General features: G+C 69.8%; 19 protein-coding genes. 8 read left to right on the forward strand and 11 right to left on the reverse strand.

Annotated elements, in window-relative coordinates; translation table 11 throughout:
• Positions 1-68 precede the first annotated feature (68 nt).
• Positions 69-1,532, forward strand: a complete 1,464-nt coding sequence (locus tag DMC64_RS06140) for a M17 family metallopeptidase (RefSeq protein ID WP_125732542.1) — start codon at positions 69-71, stop codon at positions 1,530-1,532.
• An 8-nt stretch (positions 1,533-1,540) separates the two neighbouring features.
• Here the strand turns inward: DMC64_RS06140 and DMC64_RS06145 are convergent, their stop codons facing one another.
• On the reverse strand, positions 1,541-2,152 hold the full coding sequence (locus DMC64_RS06145; protein ID WP_125732543.1) for a phosphatase PAP2 family protein: 612 nt from the start codon (positions 2,150-2,152) through the stop codon (positions 1,541-1,543).
• A gap of 69 nt (positions 2,153-2,221) precedes the next feature.
• Positions 2,222-3,106: a LysR family transcriptional regulator gene (locus DMC64_RS06150; protein WP_199754922.1), complete on the reverse strand. Its 885-nt coding sequence runs from the start codon at positions 3,104-3,106 to the stop codon at positions 2,222-2,224.
• Positions 3,107-3,211: 105 nt separating this feature from the next.
• Here DMC64_RS06150 and DMC64_RS06155 point away from each other — a divergent pair, with 105 nt between their 5' ends.
• Positions 3,212-4,447, forward strand: coding sequence for an MFS transporter (locus DMC64_RS06155; protein WP_125732924.1), 1,236 nt, complete (start codon positions 3,212-3,214; stop codon positions 4,445-4,447).
• Positions 4,448-4,470: 23 nt separating this feature from the next.
• On the opposite strand, the gene DMC64_RS06160 is transcribed toward DMC64_RS06155, so the two are convergent.
• Entirely contained in the window at positions 4,471-5,121 is a 651-nt protein-coding gene (locus DMC64_RS06160; protein WP_125732548.1) for an O-methyltransferase, read from the reverse strand.
• Positions 5,122-5,299: 178 nt separating this feature from the next.
• On the opposite strand from DMC64_RS06160, the gene sigE reads away from it, so the two are divergent.
• Together sigE and DMC64_RS06170 are read left to right on the forward strand one after the other, a co-directional pair.
• Complete coding sequence (sigE, locus tag DMC64_RS06165) at positions 5,300-5,920, forward strand: RNA polymerase sigma factor SigE (protein ID WP_037332153.1); 621 nt, start codon at positions 5,300-5,302, stop codon at positions 5,918-5,920.
• A complete protein-coding gene (locus tag DMC64_RS06170) occupies positions 5,917-6,612 on the forward strand; it encodes an anti-sigma factor (protein ID WP_125732550.1) in 696 nt (231 codons plus the stop codon). Before sigE ends, DMC64_RS06170 begins: the two co-directional genes overlap by 4 nt.
• Positions 6,613-6,621: 9 nt before the next feature.
• On the opposite strand, the gene DMC64_RS06175 is transcribed toward DMC64_RS06170, so the two are convergent.
• Positions 6,622-7,257, reverse strand: a complete 636-nt coding sequence (locus DMC64_RS06175; RefSeq protein ID WP_199754899.1) for a hypothetical protein — start codon at positions 7,255-7,257, stop codon at positions 6,622-6,624.
• Positions 7,258-7,417: 160 nt separating this feature from the next.
• Here DMC64_RS06175 and DMC64_RS06180 point away from each other — a divergent pair, with 160 nt between their 5' ends.
• Both DMC64_RS06180 and tatB read left to right on the forward strand, forming a co-directional pair.
• Positions 7,418-8,959 (forward strand): trypsin-like peptidase domain-containing protein, encoded by a 1,542-nt coding sequence (locus DMC64_RS06180; protein ID WP_125732552.1) that lies wholly within the window; start codon positions 7,418-7,420, stop codon positions 8,957-8,959.
• Between the two features lie 55 nt (positions 8,960-9,014).
• Positions 9,015-9,425: a Sec-independent protein translocase protein TatB gene (gene tatB, locus DMC64_RS06185; protein WP_037332145.1), complete on the forward strand. Its 411-nt coding sequence runs from the start codon at positions 9,015-9,017 to the stop codon at positions 9,423-9,425.
• A 96-nt stretch (positions 9,426-9,521) separates the two neighbouring features.
• Here tatB and DMC64_RS06190 read toward each other — a convergent pair whose 3' ends face one another.
• The 4 genes from DMC64_RS06190 to DMC64_RS06205 all read right to left on the reverse strand — a co-directional run bounded on the left by DMC64_RS06190 (position 9,522) and on the right by DMC64_RS06205 (position 13,583).
• Positions 9,522-10,667, reverse strand: a complete 1,146-nt coding sequence (locus DMC64_RS06190; RefSeq protein ID WP_037332142.1) for an Mrp/NBP35 family ATP-binding protein — start codon at positions 10,665-10,667, stop codon at positions 9,522-9,524.
• 159 nt (positions 10,668-10,826) lie between these two features.
• On the reverse strand, positions 10,827-11,336 hold the full coding sequence (locus DMC64_RS06195; RefSeq protein ID WP_037332140.1) for a DUF1003 domain-containing protein: 510 nt from the start codon (positions 11,334-11,336) through the stop codon (positions 10,827-10,829).
• Positions 11,329-12,627, reverse strand: a complete 1,299-nt coding sequence (locus DMC64_RS06200; protein ID WP_063272129.1) for a magnesium transporter MgtE N-terminal domain-containing protein — start codon at positions 12,625-12,627, stop codon at positions 11,329-11,331. The genes DMC64_RS06195 and DMC64_RS06200 overlap by 8 nt, the downstream gene beginning before the upstream one ends.
• Before the next feature lie 44 nt (positions 12,628-12,671).
• Positions 12,672-13,583 (reverse strand): aminoglycoside phosphotransferase family protein, encoded by a 912-nt coding sequence (locus DMC64_RS06205; RefSeq protein WP_125732553.1) that lies wholly within the window; start codon positions 13,581-13,583, stop codon positions 12,672-12,674.
• 88 nt (positions 13,584-13,671) lie between these two features.
• Here DMC64_RS06205 and DMC64_RS06210 point away from each other — a divergent pair, with 88 nt between their 5' ends.
• Positions 13,672-14,517: a slipin family protein gene (locus DMC64_RS06210; RefSeq protein WP_125732555.1), complete on the forward strand. Its 846-nt coding sequence runs from the start codon at positions 13,672-13,674 to the stop codon at positions 14,515-14,517.
• On the opposite strand, the gene DMC64_RS06215 is transcribed toward DMC64_RS06210, so the two are convergent.
• The 3 genes from DMC64_RS06215 to DMC64_RS06225 are packed head-to-tail and all read right to left on the reverse strand — an operon-like array spanning position 14,514 to position 15,925.
• Positions 14,514-15,149 carry a DUF4190 domain-containing protein gene (locus DMC64_RS06215; protein WP_125732557.1) on the reverse strand — a complete coding sequence of 212 codons (636 nt, stop codon included), beginning with the start codon at positions 15,147-15,149 and terminating at the stop codon, positions 14,514-14,516. The genes DMC64_RS06210 and DMC64_RS06215 overlap by 4 nt on opposite strands.
• 52 nt (positions 15,150-15,201) lie before the next feature.
• Positions 15,202-15,576 carry a DUF4190 domain-containing protein gene (locus DMC64_RS06220; RefSeq protein WP_125732559.1) on the reverse strand — a complete coding sequence of 125 codons (375 nt, stop codon included), beginning with the start codon at positions 15,574-15,576 and terminating at the stop codon, positions 15,202-15,204.
• Positions 15,577-15,607: 31 nt separating this feature from the next.
• Positions 15,608-15,925, reverse strand: coding sequence for a DUF4190 domain-containing protein (locus DMC64_RS06225; RefSeq protein WP_125732560.1), 318 nt, complete (start codon positions 15,923-15,925; stop codon positions 15,608-15,610).
• A 158-nt stretch (positions 15,926-16,083) separates the two neighbouring features.
• Between DMC64_RS06225 and DMC64_RS06230 the strand changes: the two genes are divergently transcribed.
• Positions 16,084-17,280 carry an acyl-CoA dehydrogenase family protein gene (locus DMC64_RS06230; RefSeq protein ID WP_037332128.1) on the forward strand — a complete coding sequence of 399 codons (1,197 nt, stop codon included), beginning with the start codon at positions 16,084-16,086 and terminating at the stop codon, positions 17,278-17,280.
• Positions 17,281-17,282: the final 2 nt, after the last annotated feature.

A 17,282-nucleotide genomic window follows, 5' to 3' on the forward strand; every position in this document is an offset into this window, starting at 1 on the left:
CCACCCGCACCCCGGTCTCCCTTCGGAGGCCGGGGTCGCGGTTCATCTGCGCCCGGAGGTCGCTCACTGTGCGTAACCCGCTACCCCCCGTTCCGGGGAAGCTGCTCGAACTCGAGGTCTCGGACGACCTAAGGCGCGGTACGCCGCTGGCCACGCTGATCGCGGCGCCGTCCGAAGAGGACGGTGACGCCGGACTCGCGGAGATCGGCGGCGTGCGGCCCACCGGCAAGGCCGGTGACGTGCAGACCGTGCCGACCGGCGGCGTCCGCTGGCTTGCCGGCGTCGGAGACGGCGAGCCCAAGCAGTACCGCAAGGCCGGTGCCGCGCTGGTCCGCGCCGTTTCGTCGGCGCTGGAGGACGACGTCAAGGCGGGCCAGAAGGCGTTCCGTGCCTTCGCCGTCGAACTGCCTGAGGACGCGGGCGCTGAGCACATCGAGGAACTCGCGTACGGGCTGCTTCTCGGTGGCTACCGGTTCACGGTGACGGCCGAGGAGCCGAAGCCGAGTTTGCGGACCGTGCGCTTGATCACACGCCACGAGCACGCCGCGGACGCCCTGGAGCGGGTCCGCGAACTCGCCGCGGCCGCCGCGTTCGCGCGCGACCTGGCGAACACGCCGTCGAACATCAAGACCCCGGCCTGGCTCGCTGACACGGCCGTCCGCGTCGTCGGCGGCCTGCCGAACCTGACCGTGACGGCCAGGGACGAGAAATGGCTGGCCGAGCAGGGCTTCGGCGGCGTCCTCTCGGTCGGTGGCGGCTCGGCCGCGCCGCCGCGGCTGATCGAACTGGAGTACCGGCCGCGCGGGGCGACGACGCATCTGCTGCTGGTCGGCAAGGGCATCACCTTCGACACCGGTGGGCTTTCGATCAAACCGGCCGACGGCATGCACCTCATGCGCACCGACATGGCGGGCGGCGCGGCGATCATCGCCGCGGTCCGCGCGATCGCCGCGTTGCGCCTGCCGGTCAAGGTGACCGCGCTGGTGCCCGCCGCCGAGAACCACGTGTCCGGTTCGTCGTACCGGCCCGGCGACATCGTCCGGCACTACGGCGGCAAGACGACCGAGGTGGGCAACACCGACGCCGAGGGCCGCATGGTCCTGGCCGACGCCCTCGTCTACGGCATCAAGAAGCACAAACCGGACGCGGTGATCGACGCGGCGACCCTGACGGGCGCCATGAAGGTCTCGCTCGGCGTCCGCACCGGCGGCGTCTTCGCCAACGAGGACGCGCTCGCGGAGCGGGTCACGAAGGCGGGCGAGCGCGTCGGCGAGGCGTGGTGGCGGATGCCGCTGCTGGAGGACCTGGCCGAGACCGTGCAGGGCTCGCTCGGTGACGTCCGGCAGGCGCCGGGCGGCCCCGGCGGCATCGTCGCGGCGCTGTTCCTGCGCGAGTTCGTCGGGGACGTGCCGTGGGCGCATCTCGACATCGCCGGCCCCGCGCGGGCCGACAAGACCTACGCGGACGTCGTGCCCGGGGCCACCGGCTTCGCGGCGCGGACGCTGGTCGAACTGGTCGCGTCCTACGCCTGACCTGCGGTTTACCTGCGGGGTGGTAGCAAAGGTCCCTTGCTCCCATCCCGCAGGTCGACCTTGGGCATGGGCTGGGTCGGCGCGTCACCGGCGTGGGCGGTGAGCCGCCGGGCGATCCCGGTCGCGGGACCGGTCAGGTATCGGTACACGAGCCACGCCGTCACGGATCCGAGGACGAGCCCGGCGAGTACGTCGTGCGGGTAGTGCGCGCCGACGAAGACCCGCGAGAAGCCCATCAGCATCGCACCCGGGAGCACCCATGGCGCGAGTCGCCGCCAGGCGAGTGCCAGCCCGACGGCGGCCGCCGCCCCGATGGTGGAGTGGTTGCTCGGGAAGGACCAGTCGCCGATCGGCGGGCAGTCGACGAGCGTGACGAGGTTCCGGCACGGCCGGTCCTCCTGGATCACGCTTTTCAGGCCCTCGCTGATCAGGTACGCGATCACGGTCGCGGCGGGCGGCAGCAACGCCACGGCGATCCGGACGGGTGAGGTGCGCGCCCGCCACAGCATCCAGGCGAAGAGCGCCGCGAAGACGAGCAGTCCTGCTTCGGTGAACAGGATTCCGGTCGCCTGAAGCCAGCTCGGGCTTTCCCCCGCCAACTCCACGATGTCGTCGTACATTCACCCGAAGTTAGCGAAAACGTCGCACCCGCGGGGTGGACGAACGGCAGGGACCGACCCTGACGATCGTCACCAGGGGTGCGCGCGGACCCGTTCCCGGAACCTCAAGACGGCGGGCGGCAGGACGACGTCCTTGCGCCAAGCCAGCCCGATGGTCCGACCGACCGGCGGCACCAGCGGGACTTCGGCGACACCCGCCGGGCTGCCCGGCTCGAAACGGGGGAGCAACGCGACGCCCAGCCCGGCCGCGACGAGGCCTCGCACGGTGTCGGACTCCTGCCCTTCGAAGGCGATCTTCGGCTCGAAGCCGGCCGCGGCGCACAGTTCGTCGGTGATGGTGCGGAGGCCGTAGCCGGTCTCGAGGAGCACGAACTCCTCGTCCTTGAGGTCCTCGATGGCGGCGCTGGGCCGGTCGGCGAGGCGGTGCGACGTCGGCACGGACAGGAAGATCTCCTGCTCGGACAGAACGGCGGTGTCGAGCAGCGGGTCGTCGACCGGGGCCGGCGCGAGCAGCGCGAGGTCGAGTTCGCCGCTGGTCAGCCGGTCGACCATGTCCTGGCGCGAGCCCTGGACCAGGGTGAACCGGACTCCCGGGTGGTCCGCGCGATAGCCGCGGAGCAGCGTGGGGACCAGCGATCGGCCGAGGAGGTGCAGGAAGCCGAGGACGATGTGCCCGGATTCGGGGTCGACCTCCTCGCGGGCTTGGCGGACCCCGGCGTCGACGGCGGCGAGAGCGCGCTCCGCGGCGTCGGCGAGCAACTCGGCGGCCCGGGTGAGCCGGATGCCGCGGCCGTCGGGGACCGTCAGTGGTGCGCCGAGGGCCTCGCCGAGTGCCGCGATCCGGCGGCTTACCGTGGGCTGCGGGACACCGAGCAGTTCCGCCGCGCGTGTGACGTTCGTCGTGCGGCGCAGTGCGGTGAGCAGAGCGAGCTGGGGGGCTAGCTGGGCGGTCATCCTTTCATTCAGCACGGTATCGATTGTGGCAGATGAGCGTATTAGACGTATCGTTTAGCGAGGCTTAGCTTCGAGGTCGTGCCTGCTCCCGGAACCACCCGCCGCGTGACGATCGCCGTCGCCGCGGCCGGGATCTCCTCGTTCGCGCTGCTCTACGCGCCGCAGCCGGTGTTGCCGCAACTGGCCGAGCAGTACCACCTCGATCCCGGTGGCGCCTCGCTCGCGGTGAGCGTCGCGACCGGCGCGCTCGCGATCGCCGTGCTGCCGATCGCGGCGCTTTCGGAGGTGGTGGGACGGCGTCCGGTGATCATCGCTTCGGTGGTCGCGTCGGTCGTGTTCGGTTTCCTGCTGCCGCTTGCCCCGAGCTATCCGGCGCTGCTCGTGCTGCGGGCGCTGCAGGGGGTCGCCATCGCGGGGTTCCCCGGCGTGGCCGCGGCCTACCTCGCGGAACGGCTCGGCAAGGCCGGACTGGCGGCGGCGGTGGGCGCGATGATCGCCGGGAACACCGTCGGCGGCATGGTCGGACGGCTCGCGGCCGGGTTCACCGCCGGACCGTTCGGCTACCAGGGCGCGCTGCTCGTCGTCGCGGGGGTCGGGCTGGTCTGCACGGTGGTCACGGTGCTGGCCCTGCCGCCGGGGGAGCAAGGGACCTTTGCTACCACTTTCGCGGATCGGCGCAGGTCAGAGCGCTTTCGCGACCAGGGCAAGGCGGTGCTGGCCGGGCTCGGCGCGGCCGTCCGGAAGCCGGTCCTGCTGGTCCAGTACGCGGTCGCGCTGCTGGCGATGGGCTCGTTCGTCGCGCTCTACAACGCTGCCGGCTTCCGCCTGACCGGGGAGCCGCTGAACCTCTCCCCGGCGATCGCGTCGCTCGTCTTCCTCGCGTACGCGATCGGCTCGGTCTCGTCCGCGACGGCGGGGAAGCTCGTCGGCCGCTTCGGGCGTCGCCGGTCGCTCGCCGGTGCCCTGCTGCTCACGATCGCGGGCGCCGCGCTGACGCTGTCCGACTCGCTGCCCATGGTCGTCGCCGGGTTCGTGGTGCTGACCGGCGCGTTCTTCGCCGCGCACGCCGTCGCCAACGGCTGGGCCGCGGCGGAGGCGCCCGAAAACGCTCGCGGCCAGGTGGGCGGGCTCTACACGCTTTCGTATTACCTCGGCAGCAGCGTCGGCGGTGCCGTCGGCGCGACCGTGTACGGGCACGCGGGCTGGACGTGGCTGATCGTGCTCACCGCCGCCTGGCTGGCCATCGCCGCGGTGGCCGTGGTCGCGGTGGTCCCCAAGTCCGTGAAGGCCTCCTTGAGGGACTCTGGGTCCCTCAAGGAGGCCTTCACGGAACGGGTCTGAAAAGTGGTAGCAAAGGTCCATTGCTACGCGATCGCGGCGACCAGCAGCCCGCCGCCCACCGGCAACAGCGCCGGGACCAGCCGCTCGTCCTCCCGGAAGGCCCGCGCGACCTCCCGGAGCGCGAGGGTGTCCGGATCACGCCGTGAGGGATCGGTCACCCTGGTGCCCGAGACGTTGTGGAACGCCAGTATCCCGCCGGGCCGCAGCAGCGCGACGGCCTTCTCGTAGCAACTCGGGTACTCCACCGGCGCCGAATCGACGAACACCAGGTCGTAACCGCCGGGGGTGAGCCGGGGGAGGACGTCGAGCGCGCGCCCCATGATCAGGCGGGTCCGCCCCGGCGGGTAGCCGGCCTCACGGAACGCCGCCCGTGCCGCCCGGTGGTACTCCGGCTCGATGTCGATCGAGGTGAGGACCCCGTCATCGACCATGCCGCCGAGCAGGCACAACCCGCTCACCCCGGCCCCGGTCCCGACCTCGACGACGGCCTTCGCCCGCAGCGTCGTGGCCAGAAAACGGAGAGTCGCGCCCGCGCCCGCGCTCAGCGGACCGCATCCCAGATCGGCCGACCGCGCCCGCGCGGCGGCCAGTACCTCGTCGTCGGGGACGTAGCCGTCGACGAGATCGGCGTCGGCGGCCTCGGCAGGCGAGCCCGCATGCGTCCCGGAATTCACACGCGGAGGTTAGCGCTGCCTATCGCCAAAAGAGCAGAAGACTCCTGGTAACGACTTCTCAGCCTCCTCTCAGTCCAGTCTCACTAGAAACATAAGCAGGCCGGACAGACTGGTCCTCGACAACGGGAACACCGTGCTCATCGCCCGCGTTGGGTGGAGTAGTTGGGAGAAGACGCTGATGGAGGTGCCTACTTCCCCGATGCAGGACACGATGCAGGACCAGCACGCGGACCAGGTCACGCCGGTGACGGTGGACGAGGCCGCATGGACGCCGCCCTCGTGGGACGAGGTCGTGCGTGAGCACGCCGACCGCGTGTACCGGCTGGCATACCGCCTGACCGGTAACGCCCACGACGCCGAGGACCTGACGCAGGAGACCTTCATCCGGGTCTTCCGCTCCCTCGCGTCCTACAAGCCCGGCACGTTCGAAGGCTGGCTGCACCGCATCACCACGAACCTCTTCCTCGACATGGCCCGCCGCCGCTCGCGCGTGCGGATGGAAGGCCTCCCCGAGGACACCGACCGCATCGTCGGTGACGACCCGAGCCCCGAGCAGGTCTACTCGGACACGCATCTCGACCCGGACCTGCAGGCCGCGCTCGACGAGTTGCCGCCCGAGTTCCGTGCCGCGGTCGTGCTGTGCGACGTCGAAGGCCTCTCGTACGAGGAGATCGGCGCCACCCTCGGTGTCAAGCTCGGCACCGTGCGCAGCCGGATCCACCGTGGCCGCCAGGCGCTTCGCGCTTCTTTGGAGCGTCGTCGCGCCGCGGCGCAGGAGTCTGCGAAGGTGGGGGTATGACCGCACCGCGAGGTTGGGGACTCCCCGAGTCGCATCTGCTTCCGGACGCCATCGTCGCCTTCGTGGACGGCGAGCTGACCCTCGGCGCCCAGGACAGGGCTTCGGCGCATATCGCCCGATGCCAGTCCTGCGCCGCCGAGGTGACCGCCCAGCGCCAGGCCGTCGCGGCCCTGAAGCAGGCGGGAGCCCCGTCGATGTCGGCGGGTTTCCTGGCCAGCCTTTGCTCCATCCCGCAGAACACCGAACTTCCCGGCACGCCGGACAATCTGGCGATGACCGCGGACGGCCAGCTCGTGGCCATCCAGCGGCCCGACCGGGTCGCCGGCCTTCGCGACACCGGGGTCTTGGGCGGTACAGGGGTTTTGGGAGGCACAGCGCCGTTGGGATCATCGGCGCCGCTGGGCCAGTCGCCGAACGTCCTCGGCGGCGGGCGGTTCGGTCTCGCCCGGCGGAAGTACGCGCAGGGCGCCGGAGTCGTCGTTTCGGGCCTGGTCCTGAGCGCCCTGGCCCTGGTCGCGACCTCGGGTGACGGCACCGAAGAGCAGCCGAACACCGGCCTCACCCCGCCGCAGGGCGTCAACGCCGGGCTGCTGCCCGCGCAGCTGGGCGGCGGCACCCAGCCGGAACCGCCGCGCAGCCCCACGCCGAGCCCGAGCACGTCCAGCCGGCCCATGCCCGTCTCGGCCCGCTGATCCGCTCCGTCAGGGTTTGACGAAGCAGATCGTCGCGCTCTTGAACTTCTGCGTCGCGCCGTACGCCGAGTAGGAGATCACCTCTTCCGTGCCCTCCTTGCACGGACTGTTCACGTAGCTGGCCTTGTCGAACACCTCGCTGATCTTCAGCCGCGCTCCCGAGCAGTCCACCAGCGGCGGCGGGGTCTTGGTCTTGATGACGTCGAAACACAGGCCGATCCGCGCGTTGATCCCCAAGCAGAGTCCGACGCCTTCACCGCGCAGCGGCGTCGCGACCGAGTAGCTGTAGAAGCCCTCCGGGCAGTCGCCCTTGACCGTGCCCTTGACGCTCACGACGTACGGCGTCCGCGGGTCGTCGCAGGCGGCCTTCACCGCGTCCGCCTCTTTCCCCGCGCCGGTCAGCTGGACGCAGTCGCCGGCCTCCACCTTGGTGGCCTGCTTCTCCGGCCCCGCGACCGATTTCATCACGACGACCAGGCCGATCCCGCCGCCGACCACGACGAGCGCCGCCACGAGCAGCAGCACCTTCACCTTGGTGCTCAGGCCCTTCTTCTTCGGTGGTTGCTGCGGCCAGCCCTGCTGCTGCGGCCACTGCTGGTGAGGGACGTTCTGGGGCGGATAAGGGGCCCCCGGATTCTGCGACATGGCCGTCAGCGTGCCATAAGTGAGACATCTTCGCGGCAAGTGTCACATTTCTGTCCGGTCCGGGGAATCAACGCGCACTTCACCGTGGTCACGGCAGAATCCACGGTGAGGCTTGGCGTACTCTCGCGTCCGGCCAACCTGATCTCAGCCCCGGGGAATGATGACCGAGCAGCCGAACGCGAAACCGCAGCAGCCTGGTGACCCGGCGGGGGATCGGCTGGCACCGCGCCCGCTGGCCCGGCCCGCCGTCGATCCGGCGCAGGCGGCCACGTTCGGGAGGCCGCATGGCGTCGATGGCGCCTTCGACAGGCTCTACCAGCCCAGCGCGAACGGACAGCCCGCGCCGGGCCTGAATCTGGCGCCGCCGACGCCGGAATCGCTCGCCGAAGCCTTCCGCCGCCCGCCGGGCGCCGAAGGTGTCGTACTGGAGCGGCCGCACGGGACCAACGGCTCCGGGCCGTCCGCGAGCGGTGCGGAAGATCCGCTTTGGACCACGACGTCGGACCCGTGGCGTGATCCCGGTTCCGGTGCGGTGCTCGCCGGGCCCGCCGTGCAGCAGGACACGGAAGAGGAGAAGCAGGCGAAGCGCCCGCAGGGTGCGCTGCTGAGCCTTCCGGAGGTCCTCTTCGGGCGGCGTGTGCAGACGAAGGCGCTGGCGATGCTCGCCGCGGTCGCGCTGGCCATCGGCGCGGTCGGCGGGCTGATCGGCTGGTGGTTCGCCGACACCGGCACCGAGCTGACCGGCCAGGCCAGCATCTCCGAGGCCGACGCGGCCAAGGAGCGGCCGGCGGGTTCGATCGCGGACATCGCCCACCGGGTGGCGCCCGCCGTCGTCTCGCTCGAGGTGTTCAAACCCGGCGCCGACGCGGGCCAGCAGGGCTCCGGTGTCGTCATCGACAACCAGGGCTACGTGCTCACCAACGAGCACGTGATCTCCGCCGCGACGGCCGACGCGGCCACCAAGGTCACCGCCGTGTTCTTCGACGGCAAGCGCGTCGAGGCGAAGGTCGTCGGCGCGGACGCCAAAACCGACTTGGCCGTGGTCAAGGTCGACGTCAAGAACCTCACCGCGCTGCAGGTCGGGAAGTCGTCCGACCTGGCCGTCGGCGACTCGGTGATCGCCGTCGGTTCGCCGCTGGCGCTGCAGAACTCGGTCACCGCCGGCATCGTGAGCGCGCTCAACCGCCCGGTGACCGCGGGCGGCGACGGCGGCAGCGCACCGGTGATCTACGAAGCCATCCAGACCGACGCCGCGATCAACCACGGCAACTCGGGTGGGGCGCTCGTCGACGCGACCGGTGCGCTGGTCGGGATCAACTCGGCGATCCGCTCGTCCAGCGCCGAAGGCGGCAGCATCGGCATCGGATTCGCCATCCCCAGCGACTACGCGGTGAAGATCGCGAAAACACTGATCAAGGACGGCAAGGTCGTCCACCCCGACATCGGCATCAACGCTTCGTCGACCGTCGCGGGCTCCAGCACCATGGGCGCACAGGTCCGCAACGTCGCCCCCGGGGGCCCCGCGGCCTCGGCGGGGATCAAAGAAGGCGACGTCATCACGGAAGTCGGCGGCAGGCTCGTGCGCGACTCGGCGGAACTGCTCGTCGCGGTCCGCGCTCGCGAAGTCGGCGAAGTGGTCCCTGTCCGGCTTGTCCGGGATGGGTCTTCACTTGTCGTGGACGTGAAACTGGCCTCGGACTAGCGAGTTCGGCCGGGTACCCTGAACGGGGAAGACGCCGAGGCGGAGGTTCACACGGGTGTTCGAGAGTGTCGGCTGGGGAGAGATCCTCATCATCGTCGTCGCGGGTCTTTTCATCCTCGGTCCGGAACGGCTGCCTGAAGCGGCGTCCTGGGTGGCGAAGAGTGTCCGCAAGGTCCGCGACTTCGCGACCGGTGCCAAGACGCAGCTGCGCGAGGAGATGGGCCCGGAGTTCGATCAGCTGCGCAAGCCGCTGGAGGATCTGCGGGGCCTGCGGAACTTCGACCCGAAGCGGGTCGTCACCCAGCACCTGTTCGACGGTGACACGGATCCGCTGGGGCTCAACAACGTCAACGGCACCAACGGTTCCAACGGCGCTTCGAAGCCCAACGGCCACCCGGCGCCGGCTTCGCAGCCCGAGCCGCTGAAGCCCGGTGAGCGCCCGCCGGTCGACCCGGACGCCACCTGACCCCGGCTTTCAACCCCATGCATTTAGTCCTCTGGATGCGATCCTTGCGTGTGCAAGTACCGCATCCAGAGGACTAAATGCATGAGCAGGGGGCGGTCAGCGGCCCGCGGGGGTGACGTTCAGCATCATCCCGGCCAGCCCGCGCGCCCGGACGGTCAGCTTCTTCGCCGCCTCCTTGAGCACAAGCGACGCCGGCGCGTCCGGCTCGGCCAGCACGATCGGCGTGCCCGCGTCGCCGTTGGAGACCACGCGCGGGTCCATCGGGACCTGCCCGAGCAGCGGCACCGTCGAGCCGACCGACTTCGACAGCGAGTCGGCGACCGACTGCCCGCCGCCGGAACCGAAGATCTCCATCTTCTGGCCGTCGGGCGTCTCCAGCCACGACATGTTCTCGATGACCCCGGCCACCCGCTGCCGCGTCTGCAGCGCGATCGCGCCCGCGCGCTCGGCCACCTCGGCGGCCGCCTGCTGCGGCGTGGTGACGACGAGGATCTCCGCGTTCGGGATGAGCTGCGCCACCGAGATCGCGATGTCGCCGGTGCCCGGCGGCAGGTCCAGCAGCAGGATGTCGAGGTCGCCCCAGAACACGTCGGCGAGGAACTGCTGCAGCGCGCGGTGCAGCATCGGCCCGCGCCACACCACGGGGGTGTTGCCCGGGGTGAACATGCCGATCGAGATCACCTTCACGCCGTGCGCCTGCGGCGGCATGATCATGGTGTCGACCTTGGTCGGCTTCTCCCGCGCACCGAGCATCCGCGGCACCGAGTGCCCGTAGATGTCCGCGTCCACCACACCGACGGACAGCCCGCGTTCGGCCATCGCGGCCGCGAGGTTCACCGTCACCGAGGACTTGCCGACGCCGCCCTTGCCGGACGCGACGCAGTAGACGCGCGTCAGCGAGCCCGGCTGCGCGAACGGGATCACCGGTTCGGCGGCGTCACCGCGCAGGGATTTCCGCAGCTCCGTGCGTTGCTCGTCGCTCATCACGTCGAGCTCGACCCGGACGTCGTTGACGCCGGGGAGCTTCTTGACGGCTTCGGTGGTGTCGTTGGTCAGCGTCGCCTTCAGCGGGCAGCCGGCGACCGTCAGGTAGATCCCGACGGTGACCACACCGTCCGAGCCGACCTCCACGTCCTTGACCATGCCGAGTTCGGTGATCGGTTTCTTGATCTCCGGGTCGTACACGGCCTTCAGCGCGGTGCGGACATCGTCGACGCTGGGGAGTTGCTGCGTACTGGTCACCCCACCATGTTACGTACCGGTAGGCGGAGCTGGACGAACCCGCCTGGCCGAAGGCTCCGGGATCACGGCGGCAGGGCGCCCTGACGAGCAAGAAGTGACCTGTTCGGCCAGCGTGCGCCCTGGCGACGGGATCGCGGCCGGGGGCTCATCCGCAAAAAATCAAGTACCGGTAGGCGTGCGGTCGGGTTTGGCCTTGCGCGGCTTGGCGTCGAGATCCTCGCGGAGCCGGTCGAGCTCGCCCCGCAGGAAGTCCCGGGTGGCGACCTCGCCGAGCGCGATCCGCAGCGACGCGAGCTCCCGCGCGAGGTATTCGGTGTCGGCCTTGGTCTGCGCGGCGCGATTCCGGTCCTCGTCGAGGGAGACGCGGTCGCGGTCGTCCTGCCGGTTCTGCGCCAGCAGGATCAGCGGCGCGGCGTACGCGGCCTGCGTCGAGAACGCCAGGTTCAGCAGGATGAACGGGTACGGGTCCCACCGCAGCGAGACCGCGACCAGGTTCAGCACGATCCAGACGATGACGATCAGCGTCTGCCAGAACAGGTACTTGCCGGTGCCGAGGAACCGCGCGATCCGTTCGGTGAACCGGCCGAACGAGTCGGGGTCGATGTTCAGCCTGAACCGGCTCTGGCCGCGGGGCTGGTCCAGCCGCCGCCCGGACGTCAGTTCAGGCACGTTCGGCCTCCTCGGTGATCTCGCCGGTGATGTCGTGCAGCCCGGTCTCGCGCCAGTCCTCCGGGAGCAGGTGGTCGAGCACGTCGTCGACGGTGACCGCGCCGAGCAGGTGGTCCTCGGCGTCCACCACCGGCCCGCAGGTGAGGTTGTAGGCGGCGAAGTAGCGCGTGACCTCGGACAACGTGGCCTTCGGCCGCAGCGCGGGCAGCTGGGAGTCGATGGCGCTCGCCACCATCTCGGCGGGTGGTTCGCGTAGCAGTCGCTGGAAGTGGACGACGCCGACGAAACGCCCCGTCGGCGTCTCCGTGGGCGGACGGCAGACGAACACCATGCTCGCCAGCGCCACCGGGAGGTCGGCGTTGCGGATGTGCGCGAGTGCCTCGGCGATCGTGGCGTCCGGGGTCAGCACCACCGGCTCGGGGGTCATCAGACCGCCCGCGGTGTCGGAGGAGTACTCCAGCAGCCGCTTCACCGGCGCCGACTCCTCGGGTTCCATCAGCTCCAGGAAGCGGTTCTGCTCGGCGGGCGCCAGTTCGGCCAGCAGGTCGGCGGCGTCGTCGGGGTCCATCGCTTCGAGGATGTCGGCGGCCCGTTCCTCGGCGAGGTAGGACAGCAGTTCCTTCTGGTCGTCCTCGGGAAGCTCCTCGATGACGTCGGCGAGGTGCTCGTCGTCCATCGCGTCGGCGACCTCGTGCCGTCGTTTGAGCGGCAGGTCGCGGACCGTGGCGGCGACGTCGGCCGGGCGCATCGTGTCGAACAGCATCAGCAGCTGCGCCGCGCCCTGGGTCTGGCCGGTCAGATCGGTGAGCCCGAGCCCGGACACCTCCGACCACGGCAGCACCTGCATCGCCGAACGCCGCCTGCCGAGGCCGAGCCTGCTCGACCGTTCGCGGATCGCGAGTTTCGCGAGCACCCAGTCCCGCGTCCGCGTCGGTTCCATGGCGGCGTCGACGACGGTGATCCTGGTGTCCGAGCCCGCGAGCGTGGCGTACGCGTCGAAGAGCTGCCCGACCACGAGCACCTCGTTGGGCCGCTGGTGGAAGCGCCGCATGTTCACCGATCCGGTCGCGAGGGTGACCGCGCTGGGCTCGATCGAGGTCACCCGCAACATCGGCACGAACACGCGGCGCCTCGTCGTCAGTTCGACCACGATGCCCAGGATCCGGGGCGGCTGCTGATCGAGGCGCAGGCCCGCCACCAGGTCCCGCACCTTGCCGATCGATTCGCCATCGGGCCCGAAAACCGGCAAACCGGCCAGCTGGGCTGCGAATACCCTGTTCACGGCTGCCATGCCCGAAGGTTATCCGCTCCCGGGGTCCACGACGATTCGTGTGATCACCGCAATGCCCAGGCCGCGATTCCGGGGACGGCGGCGTAGGCCGGGTCTTCGGCGACGGTCTCGGGCGAGGCGCCCTCGGCGAGGTCTTCGTACAGCCAGGTCCAGTTCTGCACCGCGCGCACGAGCGTCCACGCCCGCGCCCGCTCCGCGTCCACCCCGGCCGCCGCGCAGAACCACTTGAGCTTGTCGTCCATTGTGGACTCTTCCGCGCGGTTCCAGAGGATCGAGATCGCGCCGAACTCCAGATCACCCGAAAGCGGCTTCGGGTCGATCACCAGCCACGGTTCGCGCGCTCCGGCGAGGACGTTCTCGAAGTGCAGATCCTCGTTCACCATCAGCTCACCGGCTTCCGGCCCGAGGTTCGCGCAGATCTCCACCGCCGCGTCGACGTACTTGCGGTCGAACGGCTCGCCCAGTTCGCTCCAGGTCTCCGGAAGTTCGGCGACCAGCTCCGCGGCCTCTTCCCGAAGAGATCGCCGCAGCGCTTCGGGAGCGGGGACGGCCAGCCGCCGCGCCAGCGCTCCGACCGTCTCGACGGCCTCCTGGATCGGCTCCGTTTCCAGCGACCGGGTGGCGTCGAGCCGCTCCAGGAGCAGCACGCCGTCCTCGGGCACGTTGTCGTACATCAGGACCGCGCCCTGACCGGCCCAAGTGGACAGTGCGAGCGGTTCGTCGTCGGACTCCTCGTGCGGCCAGCCGAGTTTGAGGATCGCGGGGGAGCCGTCCGCGCGGCGTACGGGCTGCGCGACACCGACGAAACCGTGCATGGCCTCGCCGTCGTATTCGAGTTGCCACTTGGCGGTGTACTTCCCGGCGAGGAACGGGAGGGAATCGAGCCACTCGGCGGCTCCGGGGCCGAGGTCGGCGGCACGGTCGAGGAACTTGGGCGGGATCTTGAAACCGGTCACGAACCCACCTTGGCAGGCCTGTCCACCGTGTTTCCCCCGTGACTCGCCGGGCGTACCGTGAACAGCGAGAACAACCCCGGGAGCAGCCATGGTGGTGGAGATTCTCAGTGCGGTCGCCGTCGCGGGCGGAGCTTGGCTCGCGGCCAGCCTTCGCGTGGTGAAACAGTACGAACGCGGTCTCGTGTTCCGGTTCGGGCGGGTGCGCCCGGCCATCCGGGAGCCGGGGCTCGCGCTGCTGGTGCCGTTCGCGGACAGACTGCAGAAGGTCAACATGCAGATCGTCACGATGCCGATCCCCGCGCAGGACGGCATCACCCGCGACAACGTCACCGTGCGGGTGGACGCGGTCGTGTACTTCAAGGTGATCGACCCGGTGCTGGCCGCGGTCAACGTGCAGGACTACCGCTCGGCCGTCGGCCAGGTCGCGCAGACCTCGCTGCGGTCCATCATCGGCAAGAGCGACCTGGACGACCTGCTGTCCAACCGCGAACGGCTGAACGAGGGCCTGGAACTGATGATCGACAGCCCGGCGCTGGACTGGGGCATCCACATCGACCGCGTCGAGATCAAGGACGTCGCGCTGCCGGAGTCGATGAAACGCTCGATGTCACGCCAGGCCGAAGCCGAACGCGAACGGCGGGCGCGGGTCATCTCGGCCGACGGCGAACTGCAGGCGTCGCACAAACTCTCGCAGGCGGCGGCGACCATGGCCGACACCCCGGCGGCGTTGCAGTTGCGGCTGCTGGAGACGGTCGTTCAGGTCTCGGCGGAGAAGAATTCGACGCTGGTCCTGCCGTTCCCGGTGGAACTGCTGCGCTTCCTGGACGCGAACACGCCCAAGAAGGAGGCGCCTCCGGAGGACGCGCCGGCCAACGGTCAGGTGGCGCCGGCACCGCGCGAACCGGGCGACGTGGAGCACGAGGCCCAGCGCTAATCGAGCTCGCCGTTCACCCCGAGGATGATCATCGTCCCGATGAACCCGACGTACAGCGCGATGACGACGTACGCGATGACCACCGCCGCGAGCGCGATGCCGCGTCCGCCCGCTTCGCCGCGGTTCGCCTTCGCCAGCCCGATGTGCCCCAGGATCAGCCCGACGATCACGGTGACGCACGAGCAGATCCCGACGAGCGAGCACACCAGCCCGGCGATCGCCATCCCGTTGTCCTGCGAACGCGGGGGCGCGGCCATCGCGTACGGGTTGTACGGCTGCGGCGGCGGATAAGCGGCAGGCAACGGCACGGGCGTGTACACCGGAGGAACCGAAGTGTCCGGAGCCGTGAAGGGCGGCGGGACGGGCTCGGCGGTCAGCGGATCGATGGTCTGCCCGTACGTCTCGACCGGAACCGGTGTCGGCTCCGGAGCCGGAGCCGACACCGAAGGCACCTCGAACGGAGCAGGCGGCTCGAACGGCGGAGGCGGCGTGAAGGGCGCGGGCGGCTGGAACTGCTGCGGTTCCGCCGGGCTCGAAACCGTTTCGGACGACGCGGACGTCGGATCCGAGAAGGTGTTCGAGTCGGTGTAGGACGACGTCGACGGTGTGTCCTGCGAGTCGGAACTGCTCATCCTGCTGGCCCCCTGGTTCGTGCGGGACACCACCGTATCGTCCGGCGACGGGTCACGAGACGCCCGCGGCACCGATCGCGAGCACCACGAAGACGAACCACAGGATGACCGGGATCAGCCACAGCGCGGTGACGACGTACCCGATGATCATGCCCGCCTGCGCCATGCCCTGGCCGCCGGCTTCACCGCGTTTGGCCTTCGAGAGCGCGATGTGCCCGAAGATGATCCCCAGGATCGCCGGGAAGCACATGAGCAGCCCGATCAGCGAGCACACCAGCGACGCCACCGCCATGCCCTGGTCCGGCGGCCGCACATAGGCCTGCTGGACGTAGTACTGCTGCGGCGGCGGTTGGTACGGCTGGAGTCCGTAGGGCTGCTCGAACTGCCCGGACGGCTGATGTCCGTACGGGTCGTGCGGATTCGTCATGCTGGTCCCCTCGTAGACGAGGACCGTATCGCTACCGGAAAGCGCCGTGTTTCGCGGCGACGTTGAGCAGGACCGGGATCGCGATGGCGTACAGGACGATCATCAGGTAGCCGACGACGAACGCGGCGAGCGCCATGCCCTTGCCGCCGGCCTCGCCGCGCCGGGCTTTCGCGAACGCGACGTGCCCCAGGACGATCCCCGGGATCACGGACACCAGCCCGATCAGCCCGAAGAGTGAAAAGATCAAGGCGGCCGTCGCGAGGCCGGAATCCTTGCTCCGCGCCGGAGGCTGGTTCGGGAAGGCGTACTGCTGTTGCGGCGGGAACCCGCCGAAAGGCTGCTGAGCCACGTTTCGTCCCCCTCGGACTGTGATCGGCTTGTCACTGTAGTGGCATGCTCACGGATGGCGTACGCGTGACTGCGCTCATAGCGAGCTCCCACGTCAGACGGCATACTCACCGGTAACCCAGCGCCGGGAGCCCGGTGCGCGCGAATTTAGGAGCAGCGATGGCTCGCCTCGCCCAGACCGCCGGCTTGACCGACGTGCAGTCCGAAATCCTGGCCACGGTCCGCCAGTTCGTGGACAAGGAGGTCATCCCGCGCGCGCAGGAGCTCGAGCACTCCGACACCTACCCCGCCGAAATCGTCGAGGGGATGAAGGAGATGGGCCTGTTCGGGCTCACCATCCCGGAGGAGTACGGCGGCCTCGGCGAATCGCTGCTGACCTACGCGCTCGTGGTCGAGGAGATCGCGCGCGGGTGGATGAGCGTCTCCGGCGTCATCAACACGCATTTCATCGTGGCGCACATGATCAAGCAGCACGGGACGCCCGAGCAGAAGCAGCACTTCCTCCCGCGGATGGCGACCGGCGAGGTCCGCGGCTCGTTCTCGATGTCCGAGCCGGACCTCGGCTCCGACGTCGCCGCGATCAAGACCCGCGCCCGCAAGACCGACGACGGTTACGTCATCGACGGTTCGAAGATGTGGCTGACCAACGGCGGCAGCTCCAACCTGATCGCGCTGCTCGTCAAGACCGACGAAGGCGCGGAGAAGGCCCACCAGAACCTCACCACGTTCCTCATCGAGAAGCCCGAGGGCTTCGGCGAGGTCGCGCCCGGGCTCACCATCCCCGGCAAGATCGACAAGATGGGCTACAAGGGCGTCGACACCACCGAAGCCGTGTTCGACGGCTACAAGGTCGGTGCCGACAAGGTCCTCGGCGAAGCGCCGGGCAAGGGCTTCGCGTACATGATGGACGGTGTCGAGGTCGGCCGGGTCAACGTCGCCGCCCGCGCCTGCGGGATCGCGATCCGCGCGTTCGAACTCGCGGTGGAGTACGCCCAGCAGCGCAAGACCTTCGGCAAGGCGATCGCCGAGCACCAGGCGATCGCGTTCAAACTCGCCGAGATGGCCACCAAGGTCGAGGCCGCGCACCTGATGATGGTCAACGCCGCCCGGCTCAAGGACTCCGGCGCGCGCAACGACGTCGAGGCAGGCATGGCGAAGCTGATCGCGAGCGAGTACTGCGCCGAGGTCACCCAGGACTCCTTCCGCATCCACGGCGGCTACGGCTACTCCAAGGAGTACGAGATCGAGCGCCTCATGCGCGAGGCGCCGTTCCTGCTCATCGGCGAGGGCACCAGCGAGATCCAGAAGACCATCATCAGCCGCGGTCTGCTTCGCGAGTACAAGTCCCGCTCCTGAAC

It is taken from the genome of Amycolatopsis sp. WAC 04197, assembly GCF_003947475.1.
GTDB classification, from domain to species: domain Bacteria; phylum Actinomycetota; class Actinomycetes; order Mycobacteriales; family Pseudonocardiaceae; genus Amycolatopsis; species Amycolatopsis japonica.